The organism is Streptomyces sp. 378 (assembly GCF_030124145.1).
Classification (GTDB): Bacteria; Actinomycetota; Actinomycetes; order Streptomycetales; family Streptomycetaceae; genus Streptomyces.
In genome coordinates this window covers 208,816-231,820 of the sequence record NZ_JASKMS010000002.1, presented here as the reverse complement: position 1 = coordinate 231,820, position 23,005 = coordinate 208,816, and the positions used below count along the sequence as shown (strand labels likewise).

The window sequence follows — 23,005 nt, the reverse complement described above, 5'->3', positions numbered from 1 at the left end:
GGGCGGGACTTAATCTGCTGTTAACTGTACGTAGCGCGATCGTACTTGACCGTAATCGGCTGGGGGCGGTTGACTGCTGGCCCACCCGTCGTCCATGCGAGGCAAGCCCCTTGACTGCTGACCTGCTCGCCCCCCTCGACCTGGCGTTCTGGAACATCGAGTCCGCGGAACACCCGATGCACCTCGGTGCGCTCGGGATCTTCTCGGCTCACTCACCCGCCGCGGGCGCCCATGCGGCGGACCTGCTCGCGGCCCGGGCCGCCGGTGTCCCCGGGCTGCGGATGCGTATCCGCGACGTGTGGCAGCCGCTGCCCTCCGCCCTGCGCAGGCCGCTCGCCTTCGGTGGTGCCGCCCGCGAGGCGGATCCGGACTTCGACCCTTTGAACCATGTGCGGTTGCACGCCCCGACCGCCGACTTCCACACGGTCGCGGGCCGGCTCATGGAGCGTCCGCTGGAGCGTGGCAGGCCGCCCTGGGAGGCCCATGTGCTGCCGGGCGAGGACGGCGTCTGCTTCGCGGTGCTGTTCAAGTTCCACCACGCCCTGGCCGACGGGCTGCGGGCGCTGACGCTCGCCGCGGGCGTCATGGACCCGATGGACATGCCCGCGCCCCGGCCCCGTCCTGCCGCGCCCTCGCGCCCCCTGCTTCCCGACGTGCGCGACCTGCCCGGGATGATGCGCGGCGCCCTGTCCGACGTGAGCCGCGCCCTGGACATCGGCGCGTCCGTCGCCCGCTCCTCCCTCGACGTGCGCACCACCCCCGCGCTGACCTGCGAGCCGAGCGGTACCCGCCGCACCGCCGGAGTGGCGCTCGACCTCGACGACGTGCACCGGGTCCGCAAGACCGTCGGCGGCACCGTCAACGACGTGCTCATCGCGGTCGTCGCGGGCGCTCTGCGCCGCTGGCTCGACGAGCGCGGCGACGGCAGCGAGGACGTCGCGCCCCGTGCCCTGATCCCCGTCTCCAAGCGCCGCCCGCGCACCGCCTACCCGCAGGGCAACCGGCTCTCCGGGTACTTGATACGGCTTCCGGTGGACGACCCGGACCCGCTGGCACGCCTCGCCTCGGTCCGGGACGCCATGGATCGCAACAAGGACGCCGGCCCCAATCGAGGCGCGGGCGCCGTCGCCCTGCTCGCCGACCACGTACCCGCCCTGGCCCACCGGCTCGGCGGCCCCCTGGTCGGCCAGGCGGCCCGGCTCTGGTTCGACATCCTGGTGACCAGCGTGCCCCTGCCCAGCCTGGGGCTGAAGCTCGGCGGCCACCCGCTCACCGCCGTCTTCCCCTTCGCCCCGCTGGCCCCCGGCCACTCCCTGGCGGTCGCCGTCTCCACCTACCGGGGAAGCGTCCACTACGGCCTCGTCGCCGACGGAGAGGCGGTCCCTGACCTCGATCTGTTCGCCACGGCCGTCTCGAAGGAGGTGGCCACGCTGATCAAGGCCTGCCGGTCGTGATCAAGGCGAGTTTGGCGGTGCGGCCCGACGCTCCGTAAAATTCGCCGTTCGAAAGCGGGCGCGACCGGCGCGCCGCGACGGCAGAGCAGGGAACGACAGCGGCGATGACGGTGACAGAGGACGGCCCGCAGGCCATGGACGAGGCCGGCGGGCTCTCGTACGGACCCGGCATCGACCCCGAGCGGCTGGCCGTCTGCCTCGGCGTGCTCGAGGAACTCGACAAGCTGGAGGTCGACCACCCGGACGCGATCGCGGTGCGCCGGGCCACGGCCGGCGTCTACCGCACGGTCAAACAGCGCCGCCGCCAGGAACGCCGGGCCGCCAAGACCGCCCACGACAGGGCGGTCACGGAGGCCACCGCGACCGGCTCCGCCCAGCGCATCGACGACGAGACCGAGGGCCTGCTGCCGTCGTCGAACACCGAGGAGGGCAGGATCGCCGGGATACTCCAGCGCCCGCGCTCCTGCTACACCTGCAAGTCCCGGTACGTGGAAGTCGACTACTTCTACCACCAGCTCTGTCCCGACTGCGCCCGCGTGAACCGCGAGAAGCGCGACGTCCGCGCCGACCTCACCGGCAAGCGCGCCCTGCTCACCGGCGGCCGCGCCAAGATCGGCATGTACATCGCGCTGAGGCTGCTGCGCGACGGCGCGCACACCACGATCACCACGCGCTTCCCGAAGGACGCCATCCGCCGCTTCAAGGCCATGGACGACTCCGCGGACTGGATGCACCGCCTGGAGGTCGTCGGCATCGACCTGCGCGACCCGGCGCAGGCCGTTGCCCTGGCCGACCAGGTCGCCGAGGCGGGTCCGCTGGACATCCTCGTCAACAACGCGACGCAGACCGTGCGCCGCCTGCCCTCCGCCTACGCCGCGCTGGTCGAGGGCGAGAGCGCGCCGCTGCCCGCCGGTGAGCTGCCCGCCCACCACGTCATCGGCGCCTTCAACTCCGGCGCCGTCGACGGCATCGCCGCGCTGCCCCTCGGGACCAGTGGCCTGGACGCCCAGCAGGTCGCCGACCTGGCCCTGGTCGCGGGCAACGCCAGCGTCGAGCGGCACCTCGACGGCACGGCGATCGACGCGGGCGGGCTCGTGCCCGACGTGGTCGACTCCAACACCTGGGTGCAGACGATCGAGCAGATCTCGCCCGTGGAACTGCTGGAGACCCAGCTGTGCAACTACACGACGCCGTTCATCCTGATCAGCAAGCTGCGGCCGGCCATGGCCGAGGCCGCGAGGCAGGCGGCGAGCGGACGGGCGTACGTGGTGAACGTCTCGGCGATGGAAGGCGTCTTCGGGCGTGGCTACAAGGGGGCGGGCCACCCCAACACGAACGCCGCCAAGGCCGCGATGAACATGGTCACGCGCACCAGCGCCCAGGAGATGTTCCAGACGGACGGCATCCTGATGACCTCGGTCGACACGGGCTGGATCACGGACGAGCGGCCGCACTACGACAAGCTGCGCCTCGCCGAGGCGGGGTTCCACGCGCCGCTCGACCTGGTCGACGGCGCGGCCCGGGTCTACGACCCCATCGTGCGGGGCGAGGCGGGGGAGGACCTGTACGGGGTCTTCATGAAGGACTACGCGCCCGGGAAGTGGTAGTCGCGCACGTCCCGTGACGAGCCGTCAGTCGACGGGCGCGAGGCGGGAGTCGCAGGCGGGAGCAGTTCCAGGACCGGGCGCGGGTCCTTCGGGACCCGGCGTCGAAACCGGCCGCGGCCCTCCTCGAAGAGCGAGGAGGGTGTCGTCGTCCTGGCTTCGGCCGCGTGGTCGGTCGGGCCGCCGGGCCGCAGCGGCCCGCCGACGGGTTGCGGCAGACCCACGACATGGAGGTCGACCGGCGGGCCGCGCGATCCCGGGCGCCCCGGCAGGCGCACATCTGCGAGAGGGTGGCTGCCGTACGGCAGCCGAGCGGCGAGCTCGCGATGCGGCCAACGGCACGTGGACTGCGCGACCGGCTGGAAAGCGCCGTCGCCGACCTACGCCGTTCGAGTGATTCGAAAAACGCCGTTCTACCTACAAACCCGCACGGAAACACCAGTTGAACGGCAGATGACGCGCGATTGTTACCGGCTGTTTCCAGCCCCATCGAGCGGGGCTCCGCTCATCTGGTTAGTCTGATGCGGACGGACAACACACGGGGTCCTACCCACACCCACGGTCCGTCATGGGACCAGCCGGTTCATCACGGCCTGCTCTCCCGTGAGTCGAACCGGCGCCACCGCGTCCGAACTGCATTTGGCACAGCTGCCCGAGCGGGCGTCAGGCGCAGCAGGACCGGCGCGTACGTCCCGAGGGTGACCGACACATAAGGAGTGCGCGGTGACACCGGAGAAGACGAATCGCGATCAGCGCCCCAAGGAACGCGGCGAGCGCGTCGGCCGACGGGTCGACGAGCTCGGCAGCCTCGACGTGTGGGCCCGTTCGGCCCCCATCCGCCTGGCGGGCTACGAGGACGACCTCGCGGAGCCCCACATCCTGCCCAGCGTCGACTGACGGCGGGCAGACCCCAGCGCGATCGCGGCGCAGGGACGTGCCAGACTCACATCCATGCTGATCAGGGAAGCGACAGCTGACGACTGGCCTCGCATCTGGCCCTTCTGGCACCGCATCGTCGCCGCGGGCGAGACCTACGCCTGGGACCCGGGTACCTCCGAGGAGGAGGCCCGGGTCCTGTGGATGAGCCCGGCGAAACGCGTCTACGTCGTCGAGGACGAAAGCGGCGTTCTCGTCGCCTCCGCCTACCTCACCCCCAACTACGGCGGCCCCGCGGGCCGCATCGCCAACGCCGGCTTCATGGTCGACCCCGACCAGGGCGGCCGCGGCTACGGCCGGGCCCTCGCCGAGCACCTCCTGGCCGAGGCCGGGGCAGCGGGCTACCGGGGCATGGTGTTCAACGCCGTCGTCGAGACCAACCCGGCCGTGAGACTGTGGGCCTCCCTCGGCTTCACCGTCCTCGGCACCGTGCCCGACGCGTTCGACCACCCTCGGCACGGCAGAGTGGGACTGCACATCATGCACCGGGCGTTGTAGAGCAGTCCTGGTGAGCACCACTGGGTGATGACCCGGAAGGTCCCGGGGAAGGCGGTCAGGGCCGGGCGTACGGGCGGGTCATGATCTCCATGTTGTGGCCGTCCGGGTCGTCGAAGTAGGCGCCGCGGCCACCGAAGAGGTCGTTGACCCGGCCGGGCCGGGTGTGGTTCGGGTCGGCGTAGTAGGTGACGCCGAGCGCCTCCAAGCGGTCGATCATGCCGTCGAACTGTTCCTCGGGCACGAGGAACGCGTAGTGCTGCGGCTGGATCGGCTCGCCGGTCATCTCGTAGTAGTCGAGGGTCACTCCGTTGCCCAGGTCCACGGGGAGGAACGGGCCGAAGGGGGCTCCCACCCGCAGCCCCAGGACGGCCACGAGGAACTCCGCGGACAGTCGGCGGTCGCGGGCGTAGACGGCGGTGTGGTTCAGGTGGGCGATCGCGGTCGGCAGTTCGGTGGTGTGCTCGGTGCGGGACATGCGTGGGTTCGTCTCCGGTCTCGGTGTCCGTGGTGAAGCGCCGCTGAGGGGCGCGGGGAGGAAGACAGATGAAGACACGGAGACGAGAGGCGGGGCGCGTGCCCTCTCCGGCTCTCGGGTGGGCCCGGGCGGGGTCACCCCCGCCGCGCTCACGCCGAGGCCGGGCGCCTCACTCGTGCATGGCCTACGGCCGACCCGGCAGTCACCCGGCCGACCCTAGTCCATCGGCGCCGTACGCCGCCACGGGTTTCGTTCCTCCAACTGCCCGGCCAGATCCAGGAGTCGGGACTCCGTGCCGGGGCGGCCCACCAGTTGCACGGCGCACGGGGCACCGGACGGGAGCGTCCCGCAGGGCACGGACATGGCGGGCCAGCCGGTCAGGTTCCACGGGGGTGTCAAGGGGGAGTAGTTCGTGTTCGCCAGTACGTTGCTCAGCCAGCCCCGCTCGTGCCAGGGCCCGGCCTTCGGGGAGCGGCGGGCGAGCGCGGGCGTGAGCAGCACGTCGTGCTCGGCGAAGAACGGCTCCAGTCGTCGGAGCAGCCGCTCCCGGCTCGCCCCCGAGCTCACGGTGTGCAGGAAGGGCCGACCGAGCCGGGCGTGGACGCGGGTGCGTCGCGTCAGGAGTCGAGGATCGAGGGGCCGGGCGTCCGCGGCGGTGCCCGCCGTCCAGTGGGCCAGGGACGTCGTGGCGAGGGACATCGGGTAGGGCGGGTCGGCACGCCGGACCTGGTGGCCCGCCCTCATCAGCAGCCCGGCCGCGTCCCGGGCGGCCGCCGCGTACGGGCGGCCGATGGTGACGCCGACCAGCGGACTGCGCAGCGACACCGCGACCCTGAGGGCACCGGCACCGGCACCGGCACCGGCACCGGCATCGGCATCGGTCCCGGGCTCGATGCCGGCGAGGACCGAGAACATCAGACGGGCGTCCTCGACGGTCGTGGCGAGCGGCCCGTTCTCCGACATGCCGAACCAGGTGCTGTCCCCGTCACCGGTCGGGACCACCCCCCGCCCGGGCTTGATGGTGACCAGACCGCAGTTGGCGGCCGGTATGCGCAGGGAGCCCATTCCGTCGTTGCCGAGGGCGATCGGCACCATTCCGGCGGCGACGGCGGCCGCGCTGCCGCCCGACGAACCGCCCGCCGAGCGCGACAGGTCCCAGGGGTTGCGGGCGATGCCCAGCACACCGTCCGTGGTGCCGAAGACGCACAGTTCGGGCACGTTCGTCAGCCCCACGACCACCGCGCCCGCCGCCCGCAGCCGGGCCACCGTCACATGGTCCCGAGCGGCCGGTGTGTCCGGTGTGGCGGCCGAGCCGACGCGCCGGGACTCGCCGCGCACGGCCAGGTTGTCCTTGACGGCCACGGGCACCCCGGCCAGCGGCAGTCCGGCGACGTCACCGCGCGCCGCCACCTCGTCGGCCTCGGCCAGGGCCGCTTCGGCACGCACCGCGCGAAAGGCCCCCACCCGGCCGTCGAGCCGCTCGATCCGGGCGAGGTGCTCGGCGACGACCTCGCGTGGCGTGACCCGCTTCTCGCGGACGGCGGCGGCTATCTCGGCGGCGGTGCGGCCGGCCCAGGTGGTCACAGGGGCTCCTCGGGATGCGCGGGGACGGGCTTACTGGCGAGTACGTACGGAGAACTGTGCACCCGATGACGACCGCGCGTCGAGATCGCCGGCGGTCTCGGTACCAGGACGATGCCGTGAGCTGCGGCCCTGCTGCGGGAGGCTCCGCGCAAGCGGGAGGACGGGCGCTGCGCCCGCGCCCGCTCGAGCCGGTGACGCTCCGGCTGCGGCGCGCCCGGCGGACGGCGGGAGACGCAGGTCACCTTCGTCCATGTCACATCGTGGGGAGCCGCTGCCTCTCAGGGGTGTACGCACCGACAACGGCAGAGGAGCTCACCATGAGCGCACGACTGGACATCTTCGCCCTCCCGAGCGGGAGCAGGCTCGTCAAGCAGTTCGCCGCCGTGGGGCGGCTGGTCACGGAGTCACCGCTGCCGGCCGCCACGCGGGAACTGGTCTCGCTGCGCGTCAGCCAGATCAACGGGTGCGCGGTCTGCATCGACATGCACAGCAAGGAGGCCGCGGCGGCGGGCGAGTCCGCCGTACGTCTCCACCTGGTCGCGGGCTGGCGGGAGGCCACGGTCTTCACCGAGGCCGAGCGTGTCGCGCTGGAACTGGCCGAGCAGGGGACCCGCGTCGCGGACGGCGCGGGCGGTGTCCCGGACGAGGTGTGGGAACGGGCCGTCAAGCACTACGACGAGGAGCAGCTCATGGCGCTGGTGGCCCTGGTCGCCTTCATGAACACCGCGAACCGGCTGAACGTCATCCTGCAGCAGCCGGCGGGGGACTACCAGCCGGGTCAGTTCACGTAGCCGCGGCGGACCGGGCCCTGGGACACCCCTGGGGCCCGGGCACCCTCAGGGCCCGAGCTGCGCCCGCAGCCATTGCTCCACCTCGGCCACGTGCGCGGCCGCCGCCGCCCGGGCCGCCTCCGGGTCGTGGGCCGCCAGGGCCCGGTGGATCGCGGCGTGCTCGCGGCGGGTGCGGGCGTAGGCGCCCTCTTCCTGGTAGCCGCGCCAGACGCGGGCGCGGAACGTCCGCGACGACAGGCCCTCCAGGATCGCGGCCATCGTCTCGTTGCCCGCGGCCACCGCGATCTCGCGGTGGAAGGCCAGGTCGTGGGCGAGGATCTCCTCCGGATCGTCCGTGGCGTTCATCGCCGCCAAGTGCTTCTCCACCTCGGCCAGCTGGTCCTCGGTGATCCGCGCGGCGGCCAGCGCCGTCGCCGTCGACTCCAGGGTGCGCCGGATCTCCAGCAGCTCCACCAGTTGCGGGCCGCGCGACAGGTCCGCCACGACACCGAAGGTCTCCAGCAGATCGCCGGCCTCCAGCCGGGTGACGTAGATGCCCGAGCCGTGCCGGGCCTCCAGCACGCCCAGGACCGTGAGCGCGCGGATCGCCTCCCGCATCGAGCTGCGGGACATGCCGAGCTGGGCGGCCAGATCGCGCTCGGTGGGCAGCCGCTGACCCGGTTCCAGCCGGCCCTCGCCGATCATCGCCTTGATCCGCTCGATGGCGCGCTGTGTCACGGTGCCCTTCTGCGGGGCTGTCTCGTCGTCCACGCCATTCCTCCGATCACCGTGCTCCGCCGCAGTCTAACCAGCCAGGTGGTCGGACCACTAAGGACCGAAAGCAGGGAAAACGGCCGCACGAGGGTGTTTCGGCGAGGGAGTGGTCTGATAAGTATGCGGGCATCTGCTGGAACACCTTCGCACCCGAATCGAAAGGCCCTCCGTGTCCCCGACGCCCGCCCGCATCACCGCGGTCGACACCCACGACATCCGCTTCCCCACCTCGCGCGAGCTCGACGGCTCCGACGCGATGAACCCGGACCCCGACTACTCGGCGGCCTACGTCGTCCTGCGCACGGACGGGGCCGACGGGCACGAGGGGCACGGATTCGCCTTCACCATCGGGCGGGGCAACGAGGTCCAGGTCGCCGCGATCGAGGCGTTGCGCGGACATCTGGTCGGCCGCGACCTGGACGGGCTGTGCGCCGACCCCTCCACGCTGAACCGCGACCTCATCGGCGACAGCCAGCTGCGCTGGCTCGGACCCGAGAAGGGCGTGATGCACATGGCGATCGGCGCCGTCGTCAACGCCGTGTGGGACCTTGCCGCCAAACGCGCCGGCCTGCCGCTGTGGCGGCTGCTCGCCGAGGCCGAGCCCGAGTGGATCGTGCGCCAGGTCGACTTCCGCTACCTCACCGACGCCCTCACCCCCGAGGAGGCCCTGACCCTTCTGCGCCAGGGCCGGCAGGGCGCCGAGGAGCGCACGGCCCGCCTGCTGGAGCGCGGCTATCCCGCCTACACCACCTCGCCCGGCTGGCTCGGCTACGACGACGAGAAACTCACCCGGCTCGCGGCCCGGGCCGTCGCCGACGGCTTCCGGCAGATCAAGCTCAAGGTCGGCGCCGACCTCGACGACGACATCCGCCGCTGCCGGGTGGCGCGTTCGGTCATCGGCCCGGACCTCCGCATGGCCGTCGACGCCAACCAGCGCTGGGACGTCGACGAGGCGATCCGCTGGACCAAGGCCCTCGCCGAGTTCGACCCGTACTGGATCGAGGAACCCACCAGCCCCGACGACATCCTCGGCCACGCGGCGATCCGCCGGGCCGTCGCCCCCGTGAAGGTCGCCACCGGCGAACACGTGCAGAACCGGATCGTCTTCAAACAGCTCCTCCAGGCCGGTGCGCTCGACGTCGTCCAGATCGACGCGGCCCGCGTCGGCGGTGTCCCCGAGAACCTCGCGATCCTGCTGCTGGCCGCCAAGTTCGGCGTACCCGTCTGCCCGCACGCCGGGGGCGTCGGCCTGTGCGAGCTCGTCCAGCACCTGTCGATGTTCGACTACGTGGCCCTCACCGGCACCACCGAGAACCGCGTCATCGAATATGTCGACCATCTGCACGACCACTTCCTCGACCCGGTGGTGATCCGCGAAGGTCACTACACGGCACCCACCGCGCCGGGCTTCTCGGCGGCCATGCGGCCCGAGTCGCTGGCGCGGTACAGCTACCCGGCCGGCGGGTTCTGGGCCGCCGGCCTCGACGAGACGAAGAAGGAGCAGGTCGCATGAGCGACTTCGAGGGCCTGAAGGCCCTGGTGACGGGCGGCGCCTCCGGTATCGGCCGGGCCACCGCCGAACTGCTGGCCGAGCGCGGCGCCCGCGTCGCCGTCCTCGACCTCGACCCGTCGCCGGTCGGCAAGCCGCTGCTCGGTCACCGCGCGGACGTCACCGACGACGCGTCCGTGCGCCAGGCCGTCACCGCCGCGGTCGCCGTCCTCGACGGCCTCGACATCCTGGTCAACAACGCCGGCATCGGCGCACAGGGCACCGTCGAGGACAACTCCGACGACGAATGGCACCGCGTCTACGACGTCAACGTCGTCGGCATGGTCCGCACCACCCGCGCCTGCCTGCCGCACCTGCGCGCCTCCGCACACGCCGCGATCGTCAACACCTGCTCCATCGCCGCCACCGCCGGCCTGCCGCAGCGCGCCCTGTACAGCGCCACCAAGGGCGCGGTGTACTCCCTCACCCTCGCCATGGCCGCCGACCACGTCCGCGAGGGCATCCGCGTCAACTGCGTCAACCCCGGCACCGTCGACACCCCGTGGGTCGGCCGACTCCTCGACGCCGCGCCCGACCCGGCCGCCGAACGCGCCGCCCTGGAAGCCCGCCAGCCCACGGGCCGGCTCGTCTCGGCGGCCGAGGTCGCGGGTGCCGTCGCCTACCTGGCGAGCCCGCTGTCCGGCGCCACCACCGGCACCGCGCTCGCCGTCGACGGCGGCATGCAGGGCCTGCGGCTGCGCCCGGTGGCCCGGTGAACCGGCTCGGCCGCAGCGCCGTCGAGGTCAGCGCCCTGTCCTTCGGTGCCGCCGCCATCGGCAACCTGTACACCGAGGTCGGAGAGGAACAGGCGCACGAGGCCGTGGAGGCGGCCTGGCAGCGGGGCATCCGCTACTTCGACACCGCCCCGCACTACGGTCTCGGCCTGTCCGAACGGCGCCTCGGGGCCGCCCTGCGCGACCACCCCCGGGACCGGTACACCGTCTCCACCAAGGTGGGCCGCCGCCTGGAGCCCTCGGACAGCACCGGTGACGACCTGGCGAGCGGCTTCGCCGTGCCCGCGACGCACCGCCGCGTGTGGGACTTCACCGCCGACGGCATCCGCCGCACCCTGGAGGCCAGCCTGGAACGCCTCGGCCTCGACCGGGTCGACGTCGTCTACCTCCACGACCCGGACGAGCACGCCGAAGCGGCCTTCCGGGAGGGCTACCCGGCGCTGGAGAAACTCCGTTCCGAAGGCCTGGTCGGCGCGATCGGCGCCGGCATGAACCAGGCGGGGATGCTCACCCGCTTCGTCCGCGACACCGACGTGGACGTGGTGCTGTGCGCCGGCCGCTACACCCTGCTCGACCAGAGCGCCCTCGCCGATCTGCTGCCCGCGGCCCACGAACGCGGCACATCCGTCGTCATCGGCGGCGCCTTCAACTCCGGTCTGCTGGCCAACCCCGAGCCCGGGGCACCGTACAACTACACCGTCGCCCCCTCCCAGCTGGTCGAGCGCGCCCTGCGTCTGAAGTCCGTCGCCGACCGCCACGGCACCACCCTGCGCGCCGCGGCCCTGGCCTTCTGCGCCGCCCACCCGGCCGTGGCGAGCGTCCTGGTCGGGGCCCGCTCGACCCACGAAGTCCGCGACAGCGCCCACCAGTTCGCCGCGCGCGTACCCGCCGCCTTCTGGCAGGACCTGCGCGGCAAGGGCCTGCTGCCCGCCGACGCACCCGTCCCCGCCGAGCCGCCGAGGGAGCCGTGATGAGAGTCGCCCTGCACACCAAGGTCCGCGCCGACCGCATCGACCGGTACGAGGCGGCCCACCGCGAGGTCCCCGAGGAACTCACCCACGCCATCCGCGCGGCCGGCGCCACCTCCTGGACGATCTGGCGATGGGGGTCCCCCCTGCTCGAGCGAAGCCGAGAGCTTGGGGGAGGCACCGACCTGTTCCATGTCCTGGAGTGCGAGGACTACCCCCGCCTCCTCGCCGAACTCGAGAAGCCGCCGGTCAACGTGGCCTGGCAGGCCCGCATGGCCGAACTGCTGGACGTCGTGCACGACTACTCCGGCGAAGGCGCCGACGCCGGTCTGCCCGTGGTGTGGGAGCTGCCGTCATGACCGTGGTCGACGCCCACCACCATGTGTGGGACCTGTCCGTCCGCGACCAGGACTGGATCACCGGCCCCGAACTCGCCCCGCTGCGACGCGACTTCACGATGAAGGACCTCGAACCCGAGGCGAGGAGTGCCGGGGTGGGCCGCACCGTCCTCGTCCAGACCGTCACCGTGCCCGAGGAGACCCCGGAGTTCCTGGCCCTGGCCGACCGGCACGACCTGATCGCCGGAGTCGTCGGCTGGACCGACCTCACCCGCCCCGGCGTCGCCGACGAACTCGCCCGGCTGCGCGCCCTCCCCGGCGGCCGGTACCTCAAGGGCGTCCGCCACCAGGTCCAGGGCGAACCCGACCCCGAGTGGCTGCTGCGCCCGGACGTCCGCCGCGGACTGGCCGCCGTCGCCGACGCCGGACTCGTCTACGACCTGGTGGTGCTCCCGCACCAGCTGCCCGCCTGTGTCAGGGCCGCCGAGGACCTGCCCGGCCTCACCTTCGTCCTCGACCACCTCGGCAAACCTCCCATCGCCTCCGGCGCGCTCGAACCCTGGGCGTCCGGCCTGCGCGCCCTGGCCGCCCTGCCGAACACGGTCGCCAAACTGTCCGGCCTGCTCACCGAGGCCGACCTCGCCTCGTGGACCGTCGAGGACGTGCGCCCCTACGCCGACGTGGCCCTGGAGGCGTTCGGTCCCGAGCGGCTGATGCACGGCTCGGACTGGCCGGTGTCCACCCTCGCGGTTCCCTACGGCGACACCCCGGACCTCACCCGACGGCTGACCGACCCGCGCGACCACGCGCAGATCCTGGAAACCACGGCCAGTCGCGTCTACGGCCTGTGATCCGGAGCCGCCGACCGCCTCTACGGCTTCTGATCCGGAGCCGCCAGCCGCGTCGGCGGCAGGAACTGCCGTACATGAGTCCGCTCCCAGCACGCGCCCGTCTCCCGCAGCTCGCGCCACGTCGTGTAGCGGTAGCGGAACAGCCGGGCGCGCACGTACCGCGGGGGCTCGTCCGGCGGGAACGGCGAGCGGCGCAGCAGTCTCAGGGTGTCCCGGTCGTTCTCCAGCAGCCGCTCCACCAGCGCTCCGAACCAGGGCTCGGCGTAGGCGGGGGACAGGGCCGCGAACCACATCAGCCAGTCGAGCCGCAGATGGTAGGGCGCGAACTGCCGCGGCCAGCGCCGCGGATCGCCCGGCTTGCCCTTGAACTCGTACTCCCGCCAGTCCGACTCGGCACGCGGCACGTCGTCCGCCGTGCCCTCCACCACGACCTCGTAGCGGACCCGGCTCACGCTGCCGAACGCCCCGTAGGTGTTGACGAGATGGAGCGGGTCGAAGGAGCGGTTCATGACCTGACGGCGGGAGAGCATGTTGCGGACCGGCCGGTAGCTGAGGCCGGCCAGCCCCGTCGCGACCGCCGACACCACGACGACGTACCAGAGCGGCGCGTCGGCAACCTCCGGCGGATCGGCCGGGAACCGCACCGCCGACAGCGCCAGCACAATCGTGATCCAGTTCAGCCAGGCGAAGTTGCCCGACAGCACCAGCCACAGCTGGGTGACGATCATCAGCGAGGCGGCGGCCGACGCGACGGGCTGCGGGGTGAACAGGGCGAAGGGCACCACGAGTTGGGTGAGGTGGTTCGCGGCCACCTCGACGCGGTGCAGCGGCTTCGGCAGATGGTGGAAGAACCAGCTGAGCGGGCCGGGCATGGGCTGCGTCTCGTGATGGTGGTCCAGACACGTGAGCTTCCGCCAGCACGCGTCGCCGCGCATCTTGATCAGTCCCGCGCCGAACTCCACGCGGAACAGGATCCACCGCAGCAGGAACAGCACCACGACCGGCGGCGCCACCTCGTCGTTGCCGAGGAACACGGCGAGGAAGCCGACCTCCAGCAGCAGCGACTCCCAGCCGAACGAGTACCAGGTCTGCCCGACGTTGACGATCGACAGGTACAGCACCCACGGCACCAGCCACAGCAGCATGCCGCCCCACAGCGGCAGCAGTGCGTCCAGCCCGGCCAGCAGTGCCGCCGACACGGCGACACCCGTCCAGGCGCAGAGCGCGAAGAACCGGTCCGAGTAGTGCAGCTGGAACAGGCTCGGCGCCCGCTTGAACGGCACCCGCTCGACGAACCGCGGCACCGGCAGCATGCCGCGCCGCCCGATCAGCGCGCGGAACTGGAGGGCCGCCGTCAGGAACGCCACCAGGTAGACGGCGGCCAGCGCCCGCTGGAACACCAGCCGGGTCAGCCAGTAGTCGGACGCGGTGAACCAGTCCACGGCCGTGCGTCCCTCCTCCCTGTGCGGCTCCCGACCCGGGTGTCACGTTCCGTGAGCAGCCGCTCCGGTTGCGTAACCCGAGTGAGCGAAGCAAACAATAGTGACGCACTGCCCGGAAAGGGCCGAGGCGAGCGGGAGGACGAGGTGCGGACACCTACCGGGACTCTCCTCCTGGCCTGCGTGCTCTCGGGGGCGCTCCTCCTCTCGGGCTGCGGCGGCGGCACCACCGGACACGGCGACGACGCGGGCACCCGGGAAGACCTCCTCCTGCAGCCGGCCGCCGCCCCGGGACCCGATCCCTTCACCGACTCCACGGCCCTCACAGCGGCTACCCCGTCCCCCGCCCCACGCACACCGAGCGGCACGGGCCGGACCGTGACCGCCCGCAGCGGGCCGCGCTCCCTGTCCGGTGGAACGCCCGGCCTGTACGCCGGCGCCGAGCGGACGAGCAGCTGTGACATCGGCCGCCAGATCGGCCACCTCACCCGCGACCGCGCCAGGGGTCGTGTCTTCGCCCGGATCGCGGGCGTCCCCCCGGCGTCCGTGCCCGACTACGTGCGCGCGCTCACCCCGGTCGTGCTGCGCGCAGACACCCGCGTCACCGGCCACGGCTTCCGGGCCGACCGCCTCACCCGCCACCGGTCCGTCCTCCAGGCCGGTACCGCCGTCCTGGTCGACGACCGAGGTGTACCACGCGTGCGCTGTGCCTGCGGCAACCCGCTCCGCCCGCCGACGGCACCGCGCGGCACGCCGGTGACGAGGGGCGTCCCCTGGCCCGACTACCGGCCCGGTGAGGTGATCAACGTGACGCCCGCTCCTCGGCGCGTCGCGGACTTCACGATCATCGACCTCACCGGGCGGATCTGGATCGAACGCCGTACCGGTCACGACGTCCGCCACGACCGGGCCCTGCCGCCACCGCTCCGGTCGACGGCACGCCCGGAGTCGCCCCGGGCGTCGCCACCACCGGTTCGCCGGCCCGCCGTCCCCCCGGAGCCGGAGCCGGAGCCGGAGCCGGGCACCGCTTCCTCCTGGGACGCCCCGGCCGACACGAGTCTCCACGGCACGGATCCGGACCCCGAGACGATGACGCCGCCGGCCGACGGGACCGCCCCGCCTCCCGAAGGGCCCGCCGGCCCGGAGGACTCCGGCGGCCCCGACTAGGTCGGCCCCGATGCCGTCCCGGACACCCCCGATCCGCCGGACGGAGCCGGGCTGATCCCCGACGACCGGGCCGCCGACCGCATCCCCGGAGGCCCCGCGGACATCTTCACCAACTGAGTGCCGGTCCGACGGAGCGGCCCGTAGACTCGGCACATCTGGTCGAAGAATCGGACGAATCCTGGCAAGGTGGGCCCATGGCTGATCGGGGAGCGAGCACCCTGTCCCTCCCGGACGACTGGCCCGCCCACCCGGACCCGATCCTCGCGCTCAACCGGATGGGCAGCTTCGACTGGGATCTCGACACCGGCCTGATGCAGATGGACGCCCAGGCCCACGAAGTCTTCGACGTGCGCCCCGACGAGTACGACGAGCGCCCCGAGACCCTGTCCAAGCGCGTCCCGCCCGGTGAGGCCCGCCGCCTGGACACCGTGGTCTCCCAGGCACTGAAGGACGGCAGCGAGAACTACGGCGCCTACTTCCGCATCCGCGGCCGCGACGGCACGCTGCGCTGGACCCACACCCAGGGCTACATCCGGCGCGACGACACCGGACGCCCCCGCCGCATCATCGGCATCGTCCGGGACGCCACCCAGGAACTCCGCGAGAGCGACGCCCGCCGCGACCAGGCCGCCCAGGACGAGGCCCGGCGGGAGCAGACCAGCGTCGTCGAACTGACCACGGCCGCCCTCGCGCACGCCCGCACCGTCCAGGACGTCATCGACGTCCTCAAGGACACCCACGGACTCGTGCATCTGGGAGCCACCAGCCTCGTCATGGGCCTGGTCGAGGCCGGCCGCATCCGCCTGGTCGCCGAGGGCCCCGTGGACAGCTTCGTGCCCGGCACCCGCATCACACGGATCGACGAGCCCTACCCGATGAGCGAGGCCGTACGGACCCTCGGCCCGTGCTTCATCGAGTCACCGCAGGAGTTCGCCGAGCGCTACCCGCTGCTGTGGCCGCACATCACCGACCTCGACATCACCTCGGCCGCCTATCTGCCGCTCATCGTCCAGGCCAGGCCGATCGGCGCGATCGGCCTGCTCTACAGCGACCGGTACGGCTTCACGCCCGAGGAGCGCAACATCCTCGTCGCGCTCGGCAGCAGCATCGCGCAGAGCCTGCAGCGGGCCATGTTCTTCGAGCAGGAGATGGACCTCGCGCAGGGCCTCCAACAGGCCATGCTGCCCCGCACCATCCCGAGCGTGCCCGGCGCCGACGTGGCCGTCCGCTACCGCGCCGCCAGCTTCGGCGGCCCCGTCGGCCGGGACATCGGCGGCGACTGGTACGACCTGATCCCGCTGCCCGGCGGCCGGGTCGGCGCGGTCATCGGCGACGTCCAGGGCCACGACACCCACGCGGCCGCCGTCATGGGCCAGCTGCGCATCGTGCTGCGTGCCTACGCCGCCGAGGGGCACCCCCCGGCCACCGTGATGGCCCGGGCCTCCGTCTTCCTGCACGAACTCGACACCGACCGCTCCGCGACCTGCCTCTACGCCGAGGCCGACCTGTCCACGGGCGTGCTCCAGATGGTCCGCGCCGGCCACATCGATCCGCTGGTCCGCCACACCGACGGCTCCTGCCGCCGCGTCACCGTGCCGGGCGGGCTGCCGCTCGGGCTGTCCGCCGAGTTCGGCCGCCTGGAGTACCCGGTGGGCACCATAGAGCTCGATCCCGGCGAGACGCTGCTGCTGTGCACCGACGGCCTGGTGGAGCAGCCCGGTGCCGACCTCGACGACGGCATGCGCACCCTGAGCGCGCTCGTCGACACCGGGCCCGACGACGTACGGGACCTCGCCGACCGGCTCATCGACGTGGCCGCCGAGCGCGGTGGCGACGACGACGTGGCGCTGCTCCTGCTGCGTCGGCGCGGCCCCGACCACCCGCAGTCCGGCCGCCGGCTCCAACAGCACGTCGCCCCCGGCGACCCGGCGGCCCTGACCGGGGCCCGCCACATGATCCGCACAGCGGTCGCCGCCTGGGGAGCGGAGGACCGCGCCGACGAGATCGAACTGGTCGCCGACGAGCTGATCACCAACGCCCTGATGCACACCGAGGGCTCCGCGGTCGTCACCCTGCGGGCCTTCACCGGCTCCCGGCGCCGCCTGCGCGTCGAGGTCGAGGACTCCTCCAGCGCCCTGCCGCGCCGCCGTGAGGCGGGCGAGTCGGGCGTCTCCGGACGGGGCCTGCTGCTGGTGGAGCTGCTCACCGACGTGTGGGGCGTGGAGGCCCGGGGCGGCGGCAAGGCCGTGTGGTGCGAGTTCGTGGTGCCCGACCACGACTGACCCCACGTGGCACTCTGGAGCTATGCCGGAACTCCCCGAGGTCGAGGCGCTCAAGGACTTTCTGACCGAGCACCTCGTCGGCCACGAGATCGTACGGGTGCTGCCCGTCGCGATCAGCGTCCTGAAGACGTACCAACCGCCCCTGTCCGCGCTGGAGGGCCACGAGGTCACCGCCGTACGCCGGTACGGCAAGTTCCTCGATCTGCGGACCGCCGACGGCCCGCACCTGGTGACGCACCTGGCCCGCGCGGGCTGGCTGCACTGGAAGGACCGGCTGCCCGACGGGCCGCCCCGCCCCGGCAAGGGGCCCCTCGCGCTGCGTGTGGCCCTGGAGACCGGCGCCGGGTTCGACCTCACGGAGGCCGGCACCCAGAAGCGGCTCGCGGTGTACGTCGTGGGCGACCCGCAGGAGGTCCCCGGCGTGGCCCGGCTCGGTCCGGACCCGCTCGCCGACGACTTCGACGAGCGGCGCCTGACGGAACTGCTGGCCGGTGAACGGCGGCAGCTCAAGGGCGCGCTGCGGGACCAGAGCCTGATCGCGGGCGTGGGCAACGCCTACAGCGACGAGATCCTGCACGCGGCGAAGATGTCCCCGTTCAAGCTGGCGGCGTCCCTGAGCGAGGAGGAGACCGGGCGGCTGTACGCGGCCCTGCGCGACACGCTCACCGAGGCCGTCGAACGCTCCCGTGGCGTGGCGGCCGGGCGGCTGAAGGCCGAGAAGAAGAGCGGGCTGCGTGTCCACGGCCGCACCGGCGAGCCCTGCCCGGTGTGCGGGGACACCGTGCGCGAGGTGTCCTTCAGCGACTCCTCGCTCCAGTACTGCCCGACCTGCCAGACGGGCGGCAAGCCGCTCGCCGACCGCAGGATGTCCCGCCTGCTGAAGTGACCCCGGCCCGGGTCACCGGGGCGGCGGCGTCCACTCGAACATCAGGATGGTGGCGTCGTCCCGCAGCCGGCTGGTGGGCGAGTCGAGGATGGAGTGGATGAGCCGCCGCAGCGCCTCGGGTGCCAGCTCGCCCGCCGCCATCGCCCGGATGATGTAGTCGGCGAACTGTTCGAGGCCGAACTCGCCGCCGTCACCGGCCCGGGCCTCGGTCACCCCGTCGGTGTACATCAGCACCCGGTCGCCCGGATGCAACGTGATCTCGTGGGTCTGCCGCTGTCTCCCGGCGAGCACGGGCGGCTGCCCCATCGGCGGATCCGGCTCACGCCGCAGGGCGTCGACGAGCAGCCGCCGGTCGCGGATGAGCAGCGGGGCGGGATGCCCGCAGTTGCTCCACCGCAGCACTCCGGAGGCCAGGTCGAGCTGGGCCAGGACGCCCGTGCAGAACTGGTCGGGGAGCCAGTGCGCCAGCGCGTCGTCGACGCACTCGAAGAGCTCGGGCAGATCCGCCCCGGTCCACCGGGCGTTGCGGCACGCGGCCAGGGCGACGGCCGTGGTGAGCCCCGAGGCCAGGTTGTGCCCCATGGAGTCGAGGACGGTGGCGTGCAGGGCCGACTCCGTCAGGGAGTGGTCGAAGTCGTCGCCGCCGAGCTCGTAGGCCGGTTCCAGCACGGCCGTGGACAGCGTGTGCGGTGCCGATGGTGCGGGGCGGCAGGAAGGCCCACAGCATCTCGGCGGGCAGCCGCATCGGTTCGGTGTGAGTGCGCCGGACGAACGAATCCTTGTACGACCGCTTCGAGGTGATCATCATGGCGAGGAGGGTGGCGAGGGCCCGGCCGCGGCGCAGTACGGCCGGCGTCAGCGACGGGGACAGCACCGCGAGGACACCGAGGCGCTCGGCGCCGTCCAGGAGGGGGATCCAGGCGGTCATCCCGCCGGTCTCCGACTCCTCCACCCGCAGCGACTGGGTGCGGTACGCCCAGCCGGCGAGCGAGTCGTCGATGGCCAGGGACCGGGTCACGTCGGTGAGCGGCACGAGCCGGCGCTGCTGGAGGTCGGCCAGGTACGCCACCGAGTGCTGCAACCCGAGGGCCGCGGTGCAGCGGGCGATCGCGGCGGGCAGCTCCAGCGCCAGGCTCTCCGGGTCGGCGAGGAACTCCTCGAGCCGGCCTTCCCCGGCCTCTGCCGTCGTCACCTTCTCTCCCCTCACCGCGACCGTGGACACCCGGCGATCTCCCGGGTGTGTCGTCCAGCAGTCTCACACCGGGGCGCGGGAAGCGCCCGGTGGCAGGGGCGGACGGATGGTCAGCTCGGCCGCAGTGTCCACAGGACCTCGCCGGTCACCGAACGGATCTCGTAGCGGGCGATGTCCTCCGGATGCATGGAGGAACTGGCCATCATCGTGTCGGGCTCGTCGTCGTGGCCGGGCCCGTGCCAGCTGGTGGCCGTCTCCTCGGTGCCGTCGTGGCCGACGATCACCAGGTGGCAGGGGCGCGAGGCCGAGGCGCCCTTCACCTTCAGCTCGACCTGGCTGCCCGACTCCTCGTCCTCCGTCGTGACCTGCGCCCACACCCCCGTGCGCGCGTCGGTCGCCGCGACCGTCAGGCGTTTCTCGGCGCTGCCCTCGGCCATCATCGCGATGCCGGGCACCGACGCCGCGAGGACCACCGAGGCGGCGAGGGCGAACATCAGACGCCGGCGTCCGGCCCGGCGCCGGGTCGCCACCTCGGCCAGCAGCCCGTCCAGCATGCGCGGCCCGGGCTGCGCCACCGGGTGCACGAACCGTGGCGTCGCCCGCCGGTACAGCATCAACTGCCGTGTGGTCGCGCCGAATTCCGTCACCTCTGCAGCGCACCGAGGGCACTCCATGAGGTGGTCCTCGAAGCGGAATGCCTCCGCCTCGTCCAGCACGCCGAGCGCGTAGGCCGCGACGTCGCGATGCCTCTCCAGGGACCTCATGCCGAATCCTCGTGCCGTTGGGTGCGGGTGGGGTTACTCCTTGCTCCCACCGGTACGGACCAGGCAGCGGAATCACTCAAGCCGGTGACACAATCGCAACCAAAGGATTCGGAGCCCTCCGGCCCCCGGATTGGTCCGGGACCGCGGAAATCTAAAAAAGATGGATCGCGAGGTGTCCCAGCGGCAGTCCGAGCTGCCAGGCGGGTGTCCAGACCTTCGGCCCCTCGTCCTCCCCGACCACCGGAGCGCCCCCCGGCACCGCGTTCAGATCGGGTGCGAGCAGTTCCGTCTCCTGCAGCCAGCGCCAGGCCTCCTCGGCGAGGTCCAGGTCCGGTGCGGGCCGGCCCGAGCGCGCGGCGCCGACGGTGAGCTCGGCCAGCCGCTCGCGCACCCACTCCTGCCACGGCTGGTCGTACGCGGTCAGCGACAGCCAGGTCTCCAGCTGGGTGACGACCCGGATGCCGGACAGCTCCCCGTCGGTGTCGGACAGGAAGATGGTGAGCGCCAGGGCGTCGCGCCCGGCGCGGAACTCGAAGGACGTCGGCGGCATCAGATCGCCGGTCCGCAGCAGCTCGTCGGCGATGTACTCGGCGTACAACCACGCCATGGGGACGGTCAGTTCACCGTCGGCACCGTCCGTGCTCCCCTGTTCTCTGTCCAGCATCCCTTCCTGCCTTCCTCCGGTACCTGCGCGTCGCCCGACACCGGGCCCCGGGAGCGCAGACGGCCCCCTCCGGAACACGGATGAGAACAGCCGATTACTCAACCGGGGTCATCGGCAAGGCGCTTTACGGAGGCTTGACCCACTCATTGGTTTCACCGCAGGTCGGCGGCGTATCCCGGTAGCACCCTGCGCAGGGCGCGCAGCGCGTAGTACGCGCGGGACTTCACGGTACCGGGCGGGATCCCGAGGGTCGCCGCGGCTTCCGCCACACTCGCCCCCTGGAAGTACACCAGCACCAGGACTTCACGGTGCTCCGGAGTGAGTGTCTTCACAGCCTGGCGGACGTCCAGCATCGCCGCGGCCCGCTCCGCGTGGTCGGAGATGACCCGCGCGTTCTCCAGCACCGCGTCGCCGACCTCGGCCGGACGGGCCTGACGGGCCCGCCGGGCGTCGATGGCGAGCCGCCGGGCGACGGTCATCAGCCAGGGCCGCACGGAGTCGAAGTCGTCGGCGCGCAGGGCCTCGGGATGCTGCCAGGCGCGCACCAGTGTCTCCTGCACCAGGTCCTCCGCGCGCTGTCGGTCGCCGTCGCAGAGCCTGACCAGTAGCGCGAAGAGGGGCCGGCCGTGCTCCCGCTGCAGTGCGGCGAGCTCGTGCTCGGCGGTCGTCCCGTTCATGAGTGTGGATCCGGCCGTCATGGCCGTATGCCACCGCAGGGCGCGGTCGGGGCACAGGGCACGTACCCGGCTGTGCGGCGGACGGTCGATCGCGTCGACGAACGGTTCGACGAACGGTCGGGTCGCCCGGCCATGCGGGTGCCGGACGGGCTGATGAGCGTGTCGGAGCCGCGTGGGGCGGCGTGCGCCTTCTTTCCTGTTCGTGTGTAAATACGACTACAACGCCCACAGTGGGGTGAATGCATGCTCGCACGCAGCCGACAGGTCGCCCTGGCCCTGACCGTCGTCCTCGCCGCAGGCGCCGCCTGCCAGGCCCGAGGCCACGACAAACCCGACCGCGGACGCCCGGCACCGGCCGCCGCCGGGCCCCGCGGCTTCACACTCGTCGCCTCCGGTGACGTCCTCCCGCACAGCTCGATCATCGACCGGGCCCGCTTCGACGCCGGCGGCACCGGCTACGACTTCCGGCCGATGCTCGCCGGGATCCGCTCCGTCGTCTCCCGCGCCGACGTGGCCCTCTGCCACATGGAGACGGTCTACGGCGCGAACGGCGCCTACACCGGCTACCCCACCTTCAAGTCCCCGCCCGAGGTGGCCCGGGCCCTCGCCGTCACCGGCTACGACGGCTGCTCCACCGCCTCCAACCACACCCTGGACGACGGCGCCGAAGGCATCCGCCGCACCCTCGACGCCCTCGACCGCGCGGGTGTCCGGCACAGCGGCTCCGCCCGCACCGAGGAAGAGGCGGACACGGCGACCGTCCTGCGGGCCGGCCCGGCCGAGGTCGCGCACCTCGCCTACACCTACGACACCAACGGCTTCCCGCTCCCGGACGGGCAGCCCTGGGCCGTCAACCTCATCGACGAGGCCAGGATCGTCGCCGACGCCCGGGCGGCCCGCCGGGCGGGCGCCGACGTGGTCCTGGTCTCCCTGCACTGGGGCACCGAGTGGCAGGACGCCCCCGACGACCGGCAGCTGACCCTGGCCCGGAGCCTCACCGCCGCGCGCACCGGGGACCGCCCCGACATCGACCTGATCCTCGGCACCCACGCGCACGTCCCGCAGGCCTACGAGAAGGTCAACGGCACCTGGGTGGTCTACGGCATGGGCGATCAGATCGCCGGCGAGATGACCAACCACGAGGGCGTCAAGGACCCGCGCGGCAACCAGTCCACCCTCGGCCGCTTCACCTTCGCACCACCCGCTCGGCCGGGCGGCCGCTGGGAGGTGACGAAGGCGGAGTTCGTTCCGCAGCTGTTCGACGTCGACGCCGGCCGGGTCGTGAACCTCAACCGGGCGATCGCCCAGGGCGCCGACGTCCGGGCCGTCCGCGACCGCATCCGCGACGTCGTGCTCAGCCGGGGCGCGGCCGGGGACGGCCTGGTGATGGGGGAGTAGC

Annotated in this window: 22 protein-coding genes and 1 pseudogene; 14 read left to right on the top strand and 9 right to left on the bottom strand. The window is 72.6% G+C overall.

Annotation, left to right across the window (positions count from 1 at the left end; translation table 11 throughout):
* The first annotated feature begins 110 nt into the window (after positions 1-110).
* Together QNO09_RS03965 and QNO09_RS03960 are read left to right on the top strand one after the other, a co-directional pair.
* The gene (locus QNO09_RS03965) at positions 111-1,454 is read left to right on the top strand and encodes a wax ester/triacylglycerol synthase family O-acyltransferase (RefSeq protein ID WP_283968615.1); all 1,344 of its coding nucleotides are present in this window, start codon (positions 111-113) and stop codon (positions 1,452-1,454) included.
* Between the two features lie 104 nt (positions 1,455-1,558).
* Complete coding sequence (locus QNO09_RS03960; protein ID WP_283968614.1) at positions 1,559-3,061, top strand: SDR family NAD(P)-dependent oxidoreductase; 1,503 nt, start codon at positions 1,559-1,561, stop codon at positions 3,059-3,061.
* On the opposite strand, the gene QNO09_RS03955 is transcribed toward QNO09_RS03960, so the two are convergent.
* Positions 3,040-3,282, bottom strand: a complete 243-nt coding sequence (locus QNO09_RS03955) for a hypothetical protein (protein ID WP_283968613.1) — start codon at positions 3,280-3,282, stop codon at positions 3,040-3,042. The two genes, QNO09_RS03960 and QNO09_RS03955, sit on opposite strands and share 22 nt — an antisense overlap.
* 499 nt (positions 3,283-3,781) lie before the next feature.
* Here QNO09_RS03955 and QNO09_RS03950 point away from each other — a divergent pair, with 499 nt between their 5' ends.
* Entirely contained in the window at positions 3,782-3,955 is a 174-nt protein-coding gene (locus QNO09_RS03950) for a hypothetical protein (protein WP_283968612.1), read from the top strand.
* A gap of 54 nt (positions 3,956-4,009) precedes the next feature.
* The gene (locus QNO09_RS03945) at positions 4,010-4,492 is read left to right on the top strand and encodes a GNAT family N-acetyltransferase (RefSeq protein ID WP_283968611.1); all 483 of its coding nucleotides are present in this window, start codon (positions 4,010-4,012) and stop codon (positions 4,490-4,492) included.
* 55 nt (positions 4,493-4,547) lie between these two features.
* Here the strand turns inward: QNO09_RS03945 and QNO09_RS03940 are convergent, their stop codons facing one another.
* Complete coding sequence (locus QNO09_RS03940; RefSeq protein ID WP_283968610.1) at positions 4,548-4,967, bottom strand: VOC family protein; 420 nt, start codon at positions 4,965-4,967, stop codon at positions 4,548-4,550.
* Positions 4,968-5,183: 216 nt separating this feature from the next.
* The gene (locus tag QNO09_RS03935; protein ID WP_283968609.1) at positions 5,184-6,551 is read right to left on the bottom strand and encodes an amidase; all 1,368 of its coding nucleotides are present in this window, start codon (positions 6,549-6,551) and stop codon (positions 5,184-5,186) included.
* Positions 6,552-6,868: 317 nt separating this feature from the next.
* Between QNO09_RS03935 and QNO09_RS03930 the strand changes: the two genes are divergently transcribed.
* Complete coding sequence (locus QNO09_RS03930; RefSeq protein WP_283968608.1) at positions 6,869-7,342, top strand: carboxymuconolactone decarboxylase family protein; 474 nt, start codon at positions 6,869-6,871, stop codon at positions 7,340-7,342.
* Between the two features lie 45 nt (positions 7,343-7,387).
* Here the strand turns inward: QNO09_RS03930 and QNO09_RS03925 are convergent, their stop codons facing one another.
* A complete protein-coding gene (locus QNO09_RS03925) occupies positions 7,388-8,092 on the bottom strand; it encodes a FadR/GntR family transcriptional regulator (protein ID WP_283968607.1) in 705 nt (234 codons plus the stop codon).
* A 172-nt stretch (positions 8,093-8,264) separates the two neighbouring features.
* On the opposite strand from QNO09_RS03925, the gene QNO09_RS03920 reads away from it, so the two are divergent.
* Genes QNO09_RS03920 through QNO09_RS03900 form a run of 5 tightly spaced genes read left to right on the top strand, consistent with a single transcriptional unit; the run spans position 8,265 to position 12,535 of the window.
* Entirely contained in the window at positions 8,265-9,608 is a 1,344-nt protein-coding gene (locus QNO09_RS03920) for an L-fuconate dehydratase (protein WP_283968606.1), read from the top strand.
* Complete coding sequence (locus tag QNO09_RS03915; protein ID WP_283968605.1) at positions 9,605-10,360, top strand: SDR family NAD(P)-dependent oxidoreductase; 756 nt, start codon at positions 9,605-9,607, stop codon at positions 10,358-10,360. Before QNO09_RS03920 ends, QNO09_RS03915 begins: the two co-directional genes overlap by 4 nt.
* On the top strand, positions 10,357-11,349 hold the full coding sequence (locus QNO09_RS03910) for an aldo/keto reductase (protein ID WP_283968604.1): 993 nt from the start codon (positions 10,357-10,359) through the stop codon (positions 11,347-11,349). Before QNO09_RS03915 ends, QNO09_RS03910 begins: the two co-directional genes overlap by 4 nt.
* Complete coding sequence (locus QNO09_RS03905; RefSeq protein WP_283968603.1) at positions 11,349-11,705, top strand: L-rhamnose mutarotase; 357 nt, start codon at positions 11,349-11,351, stop codon at positions 11,703-11,705. The genes QNO09_RS03910 and QNO09_RS03905 overlap by 1 nt, the downstream gene beginning before the upstream one ends.
* Complete coding sequence (locus QNO09_RS03900; RefSeq protein ID WP_283968602.1) at positions 11,702-12,535, top strand: amidohydrolase family protein; 834 nt, start codon at positions 11,702-11,704, stop codon at positions 12,533-12,535. Before QNO09_RS03905 ends, QNO09_RS03900 begins: the two co-directional genes overlap by 4 nt.
* Positions 12,536-12,555: 20 nt before the next feature.
* Here QNO09_RS03900 and QNO09_RS03895 read toward each other — a convergent pair whose 3' ends face one another.
* A complete protein-coding gene (locus QNO09_RS03895; RefSeq protein WP_283968601.1) occupies positions 12,556-13,977 on the bottom strand; it encodes a lipase maturation factor family protein in 1,422 nt (473 codons plus the stop codon).
* An 81-nt stretch (positions 13,978-14,058) separates the two neighbouring features.
* Here QNO09_RS03895 and QNO09_RS03890 point away from each other — a divergent pair, with 81 nt between their 5' ends.
* The 3 genes from QNO09_RS03890 (at position 14,059) to QNO09_RS03880 (ending at position 18,309) form a co-directional block, all read left to right on the top strand.
* Positions 14,059-15,141, top strand: a complete 1,083-nt coding sequence (locus QNO09_RS03890; protein ID WP_283968600.1) for a DUF6777 domain-containing protein — start codon at positions 14,059-14,061, stop codon at positions 15,139-15,141.
* A gap of 194 nt (positions 15,142-15,335) precedes the next feature.
* Positions 15,336-17,423, top strand: coding sequence for a SpoIIE family protein phosphatase (locus QNO09_RS03885; protein ID WP_283968599.1), 2,088 nt, complete (start codon positions 15,336-15,338; stop codon positions 17,421-17,423).
* Positions 17,424-17,445: 22 nt separating this feature from the next.
* Positions 17,446-18,309 carry an Fpg/Nei family DNA glycosylase gene (locus QNO09_RS03880; protein ID WP_283968598.1) on the top strand — a complete coding sequence of 288 codons (864 nt, stop codon included), beginning with the start codon at positions 17,446-17,448 and terminating at the stop codon, positions 18,307-18,309.
* A gap of 12 nt (positions 18,310-18,321) precedes the next feature.
* On the opposite strand, the pseudogene QNO09_RS03875 reads toward QNO09_RS03880, so the two are convergent.
* The 4 genes and pseudogenes from QNO09_RS03875 to QNO09_RS03860 form a co-directional block, all read right to left on the bottom strand.
* A pseudogene (locus tag QNO09_RS03875) lies at positions 18,322-19,483 on the bottom strand (PP2C family protein-serine/threonine phosphatase); the annotation flags it as partial.
* Positions 19,484-19,611: 128 nt separating this feature from the next.
* Entirely contained in the window at positions 19,612-20,265 is a 654-nt protein-coding gene (locus QNO09_RS03870; RefSeq protein ID WP_283968597.1) for a zf-HC2 domain-containing protein, read from the bottom strand.
* A 151-nt stretch (positions 20,266-20,416) separates the two neighbouring features.
* Positions 20,417-20,929, bottom strand: a complete 513-nt coding sequence (locus QNO09_RS03865) for a hypothetical protein (protein WP_283968596.1) — start codon at positions 20,927-20,929, stop codon at positions 20,417-20,419.
* 152 nt (positions 20,930-21,081) lie between these two features.
* Entirely contained in the window at positions 21,082-21,627 is a 546-nt protein-coding gene (locus QNO09_RS03860; protein WP_283968595.1) for a sigma-70 family RNA polymerase sigma factor, read from the bottom strand.
* Between the two features lie 222 nt (positions 21,628-21,849).
* On the opposite strand from QNO09_RS03860, the gene QNO09_RS03855 reads away from it, so the two are divergent.
* On the top strand, positions 21,850-23,004 hold the full coding sequence (locus QNO09_RS03855) for a CapA family protein (RefSeq protein ID WP_283968594.1): 1,155 nt from the start codon (positions 21,850-21,852) through the stop codon (positions 23,002-23,004).
* Position 23,005 lies beyond the last annotated feature (1 nt).

What these genes read in the sequence shown, in the direction of transcription:
- QNO09_RS03960 (WP_283968614.1), top strand. Translation starts at nt 1,559, where the DNA reads ATGACGGTGACAGAGGACGGCCCGCAGGCCATGGACGAGGCCGGCGGG.
- QNO09_RS03945 (WP_283968611.1), top strand. Translation starts at nt 4,010, where the DNA reads ATGCTGATCAGGGAAGCGACAGCTGACGACTGGCCTCGCATCTGGCCC.
- QNO09_RS03940 (WP_283968610.1), bottom strand. Translation starts at nt 4,967, where the DNA reads ATGTCCCGCACCGAGCACACCACCGAACTGCCGACCGCGATCGCCCAC.
- QNO09_RS03930 (WP_283968608.1), top strand. Translation starts at nt 6,869, where the DNA reads ATGAGCGCACGACTGGACATCTTCGCCCTCCCGAGCGGGAGCAGGCTC.
- QNO09_RS03915 (WP_283968605.1), top strand. Translation starts at nt 9,605, where the DNA reads ATGAGCGACTTCGAGGGCCTGAAGGCCCTGGTGACGGGCGGCGCCTCC.
- QNO09_RS03905 (WP_283968603.1), top strand. Translation starts at nt 11,349, where the DNA reads ATGAGAGTCGCCCTGCACACCAAGGTCCGCGCCGACCGCATCGACCGG.
- QNO09_RS03900 (WP_283968602.1), top strand. Translation starts at nt 11,702, where the DNA reads ATGACCGTGGTCGACGCCCACCACCATGTGTGGGACCTGTCCGTCCGC.
- QNO09_RS03885 (WP_283968599.1), top strand. Translation starts at nt 15,336, where the DNA reads ATGGCTGATCGGGGAGCGAGCACCCTGTCCCTCCCGGACGACTGGCCC.
- QNO09_RS03880 (WP_283968598.1), top strand. Translation starts at nt 17,446, where the DNA reads ATGCCGGAACTCCCCGAGGTCGAGGCGCTCAAGGACTTTCTGACCGAG.
- QNO09_RS03870 (WP_283968597.1), bottom strand. Translation starts at nt 20,265, where the DNA reads ATGAGGTCCCTGGAGAGGCATCGCGACGTCGCGGCCTACGCGCTCGGC.
- QNO09_RS03865 (WP_283968596.1), bottom strand. Translation starts at nt 20,929, where the DNA reads ATGCTGGACAGAGAACAGGGGAGCACGGACGGTGCCGACGGTGAACTG.
- QNO09_RS03860 (WP_283968595.1), bottom strand. Translation starts at nt 21,627, where the DNA reads ATGACGGCCGGATCCACACTCATGAACGGGACGACCGCCGAGCACGAG.
- QNO09_RS03855 (WP_283968594.1), top strand. Translation starts at nt 21,850, where the DNA reads ATGCTCGCACGCAGCCGACAGGTCGCCCTGGCCCTGACCGTCGTCCTC.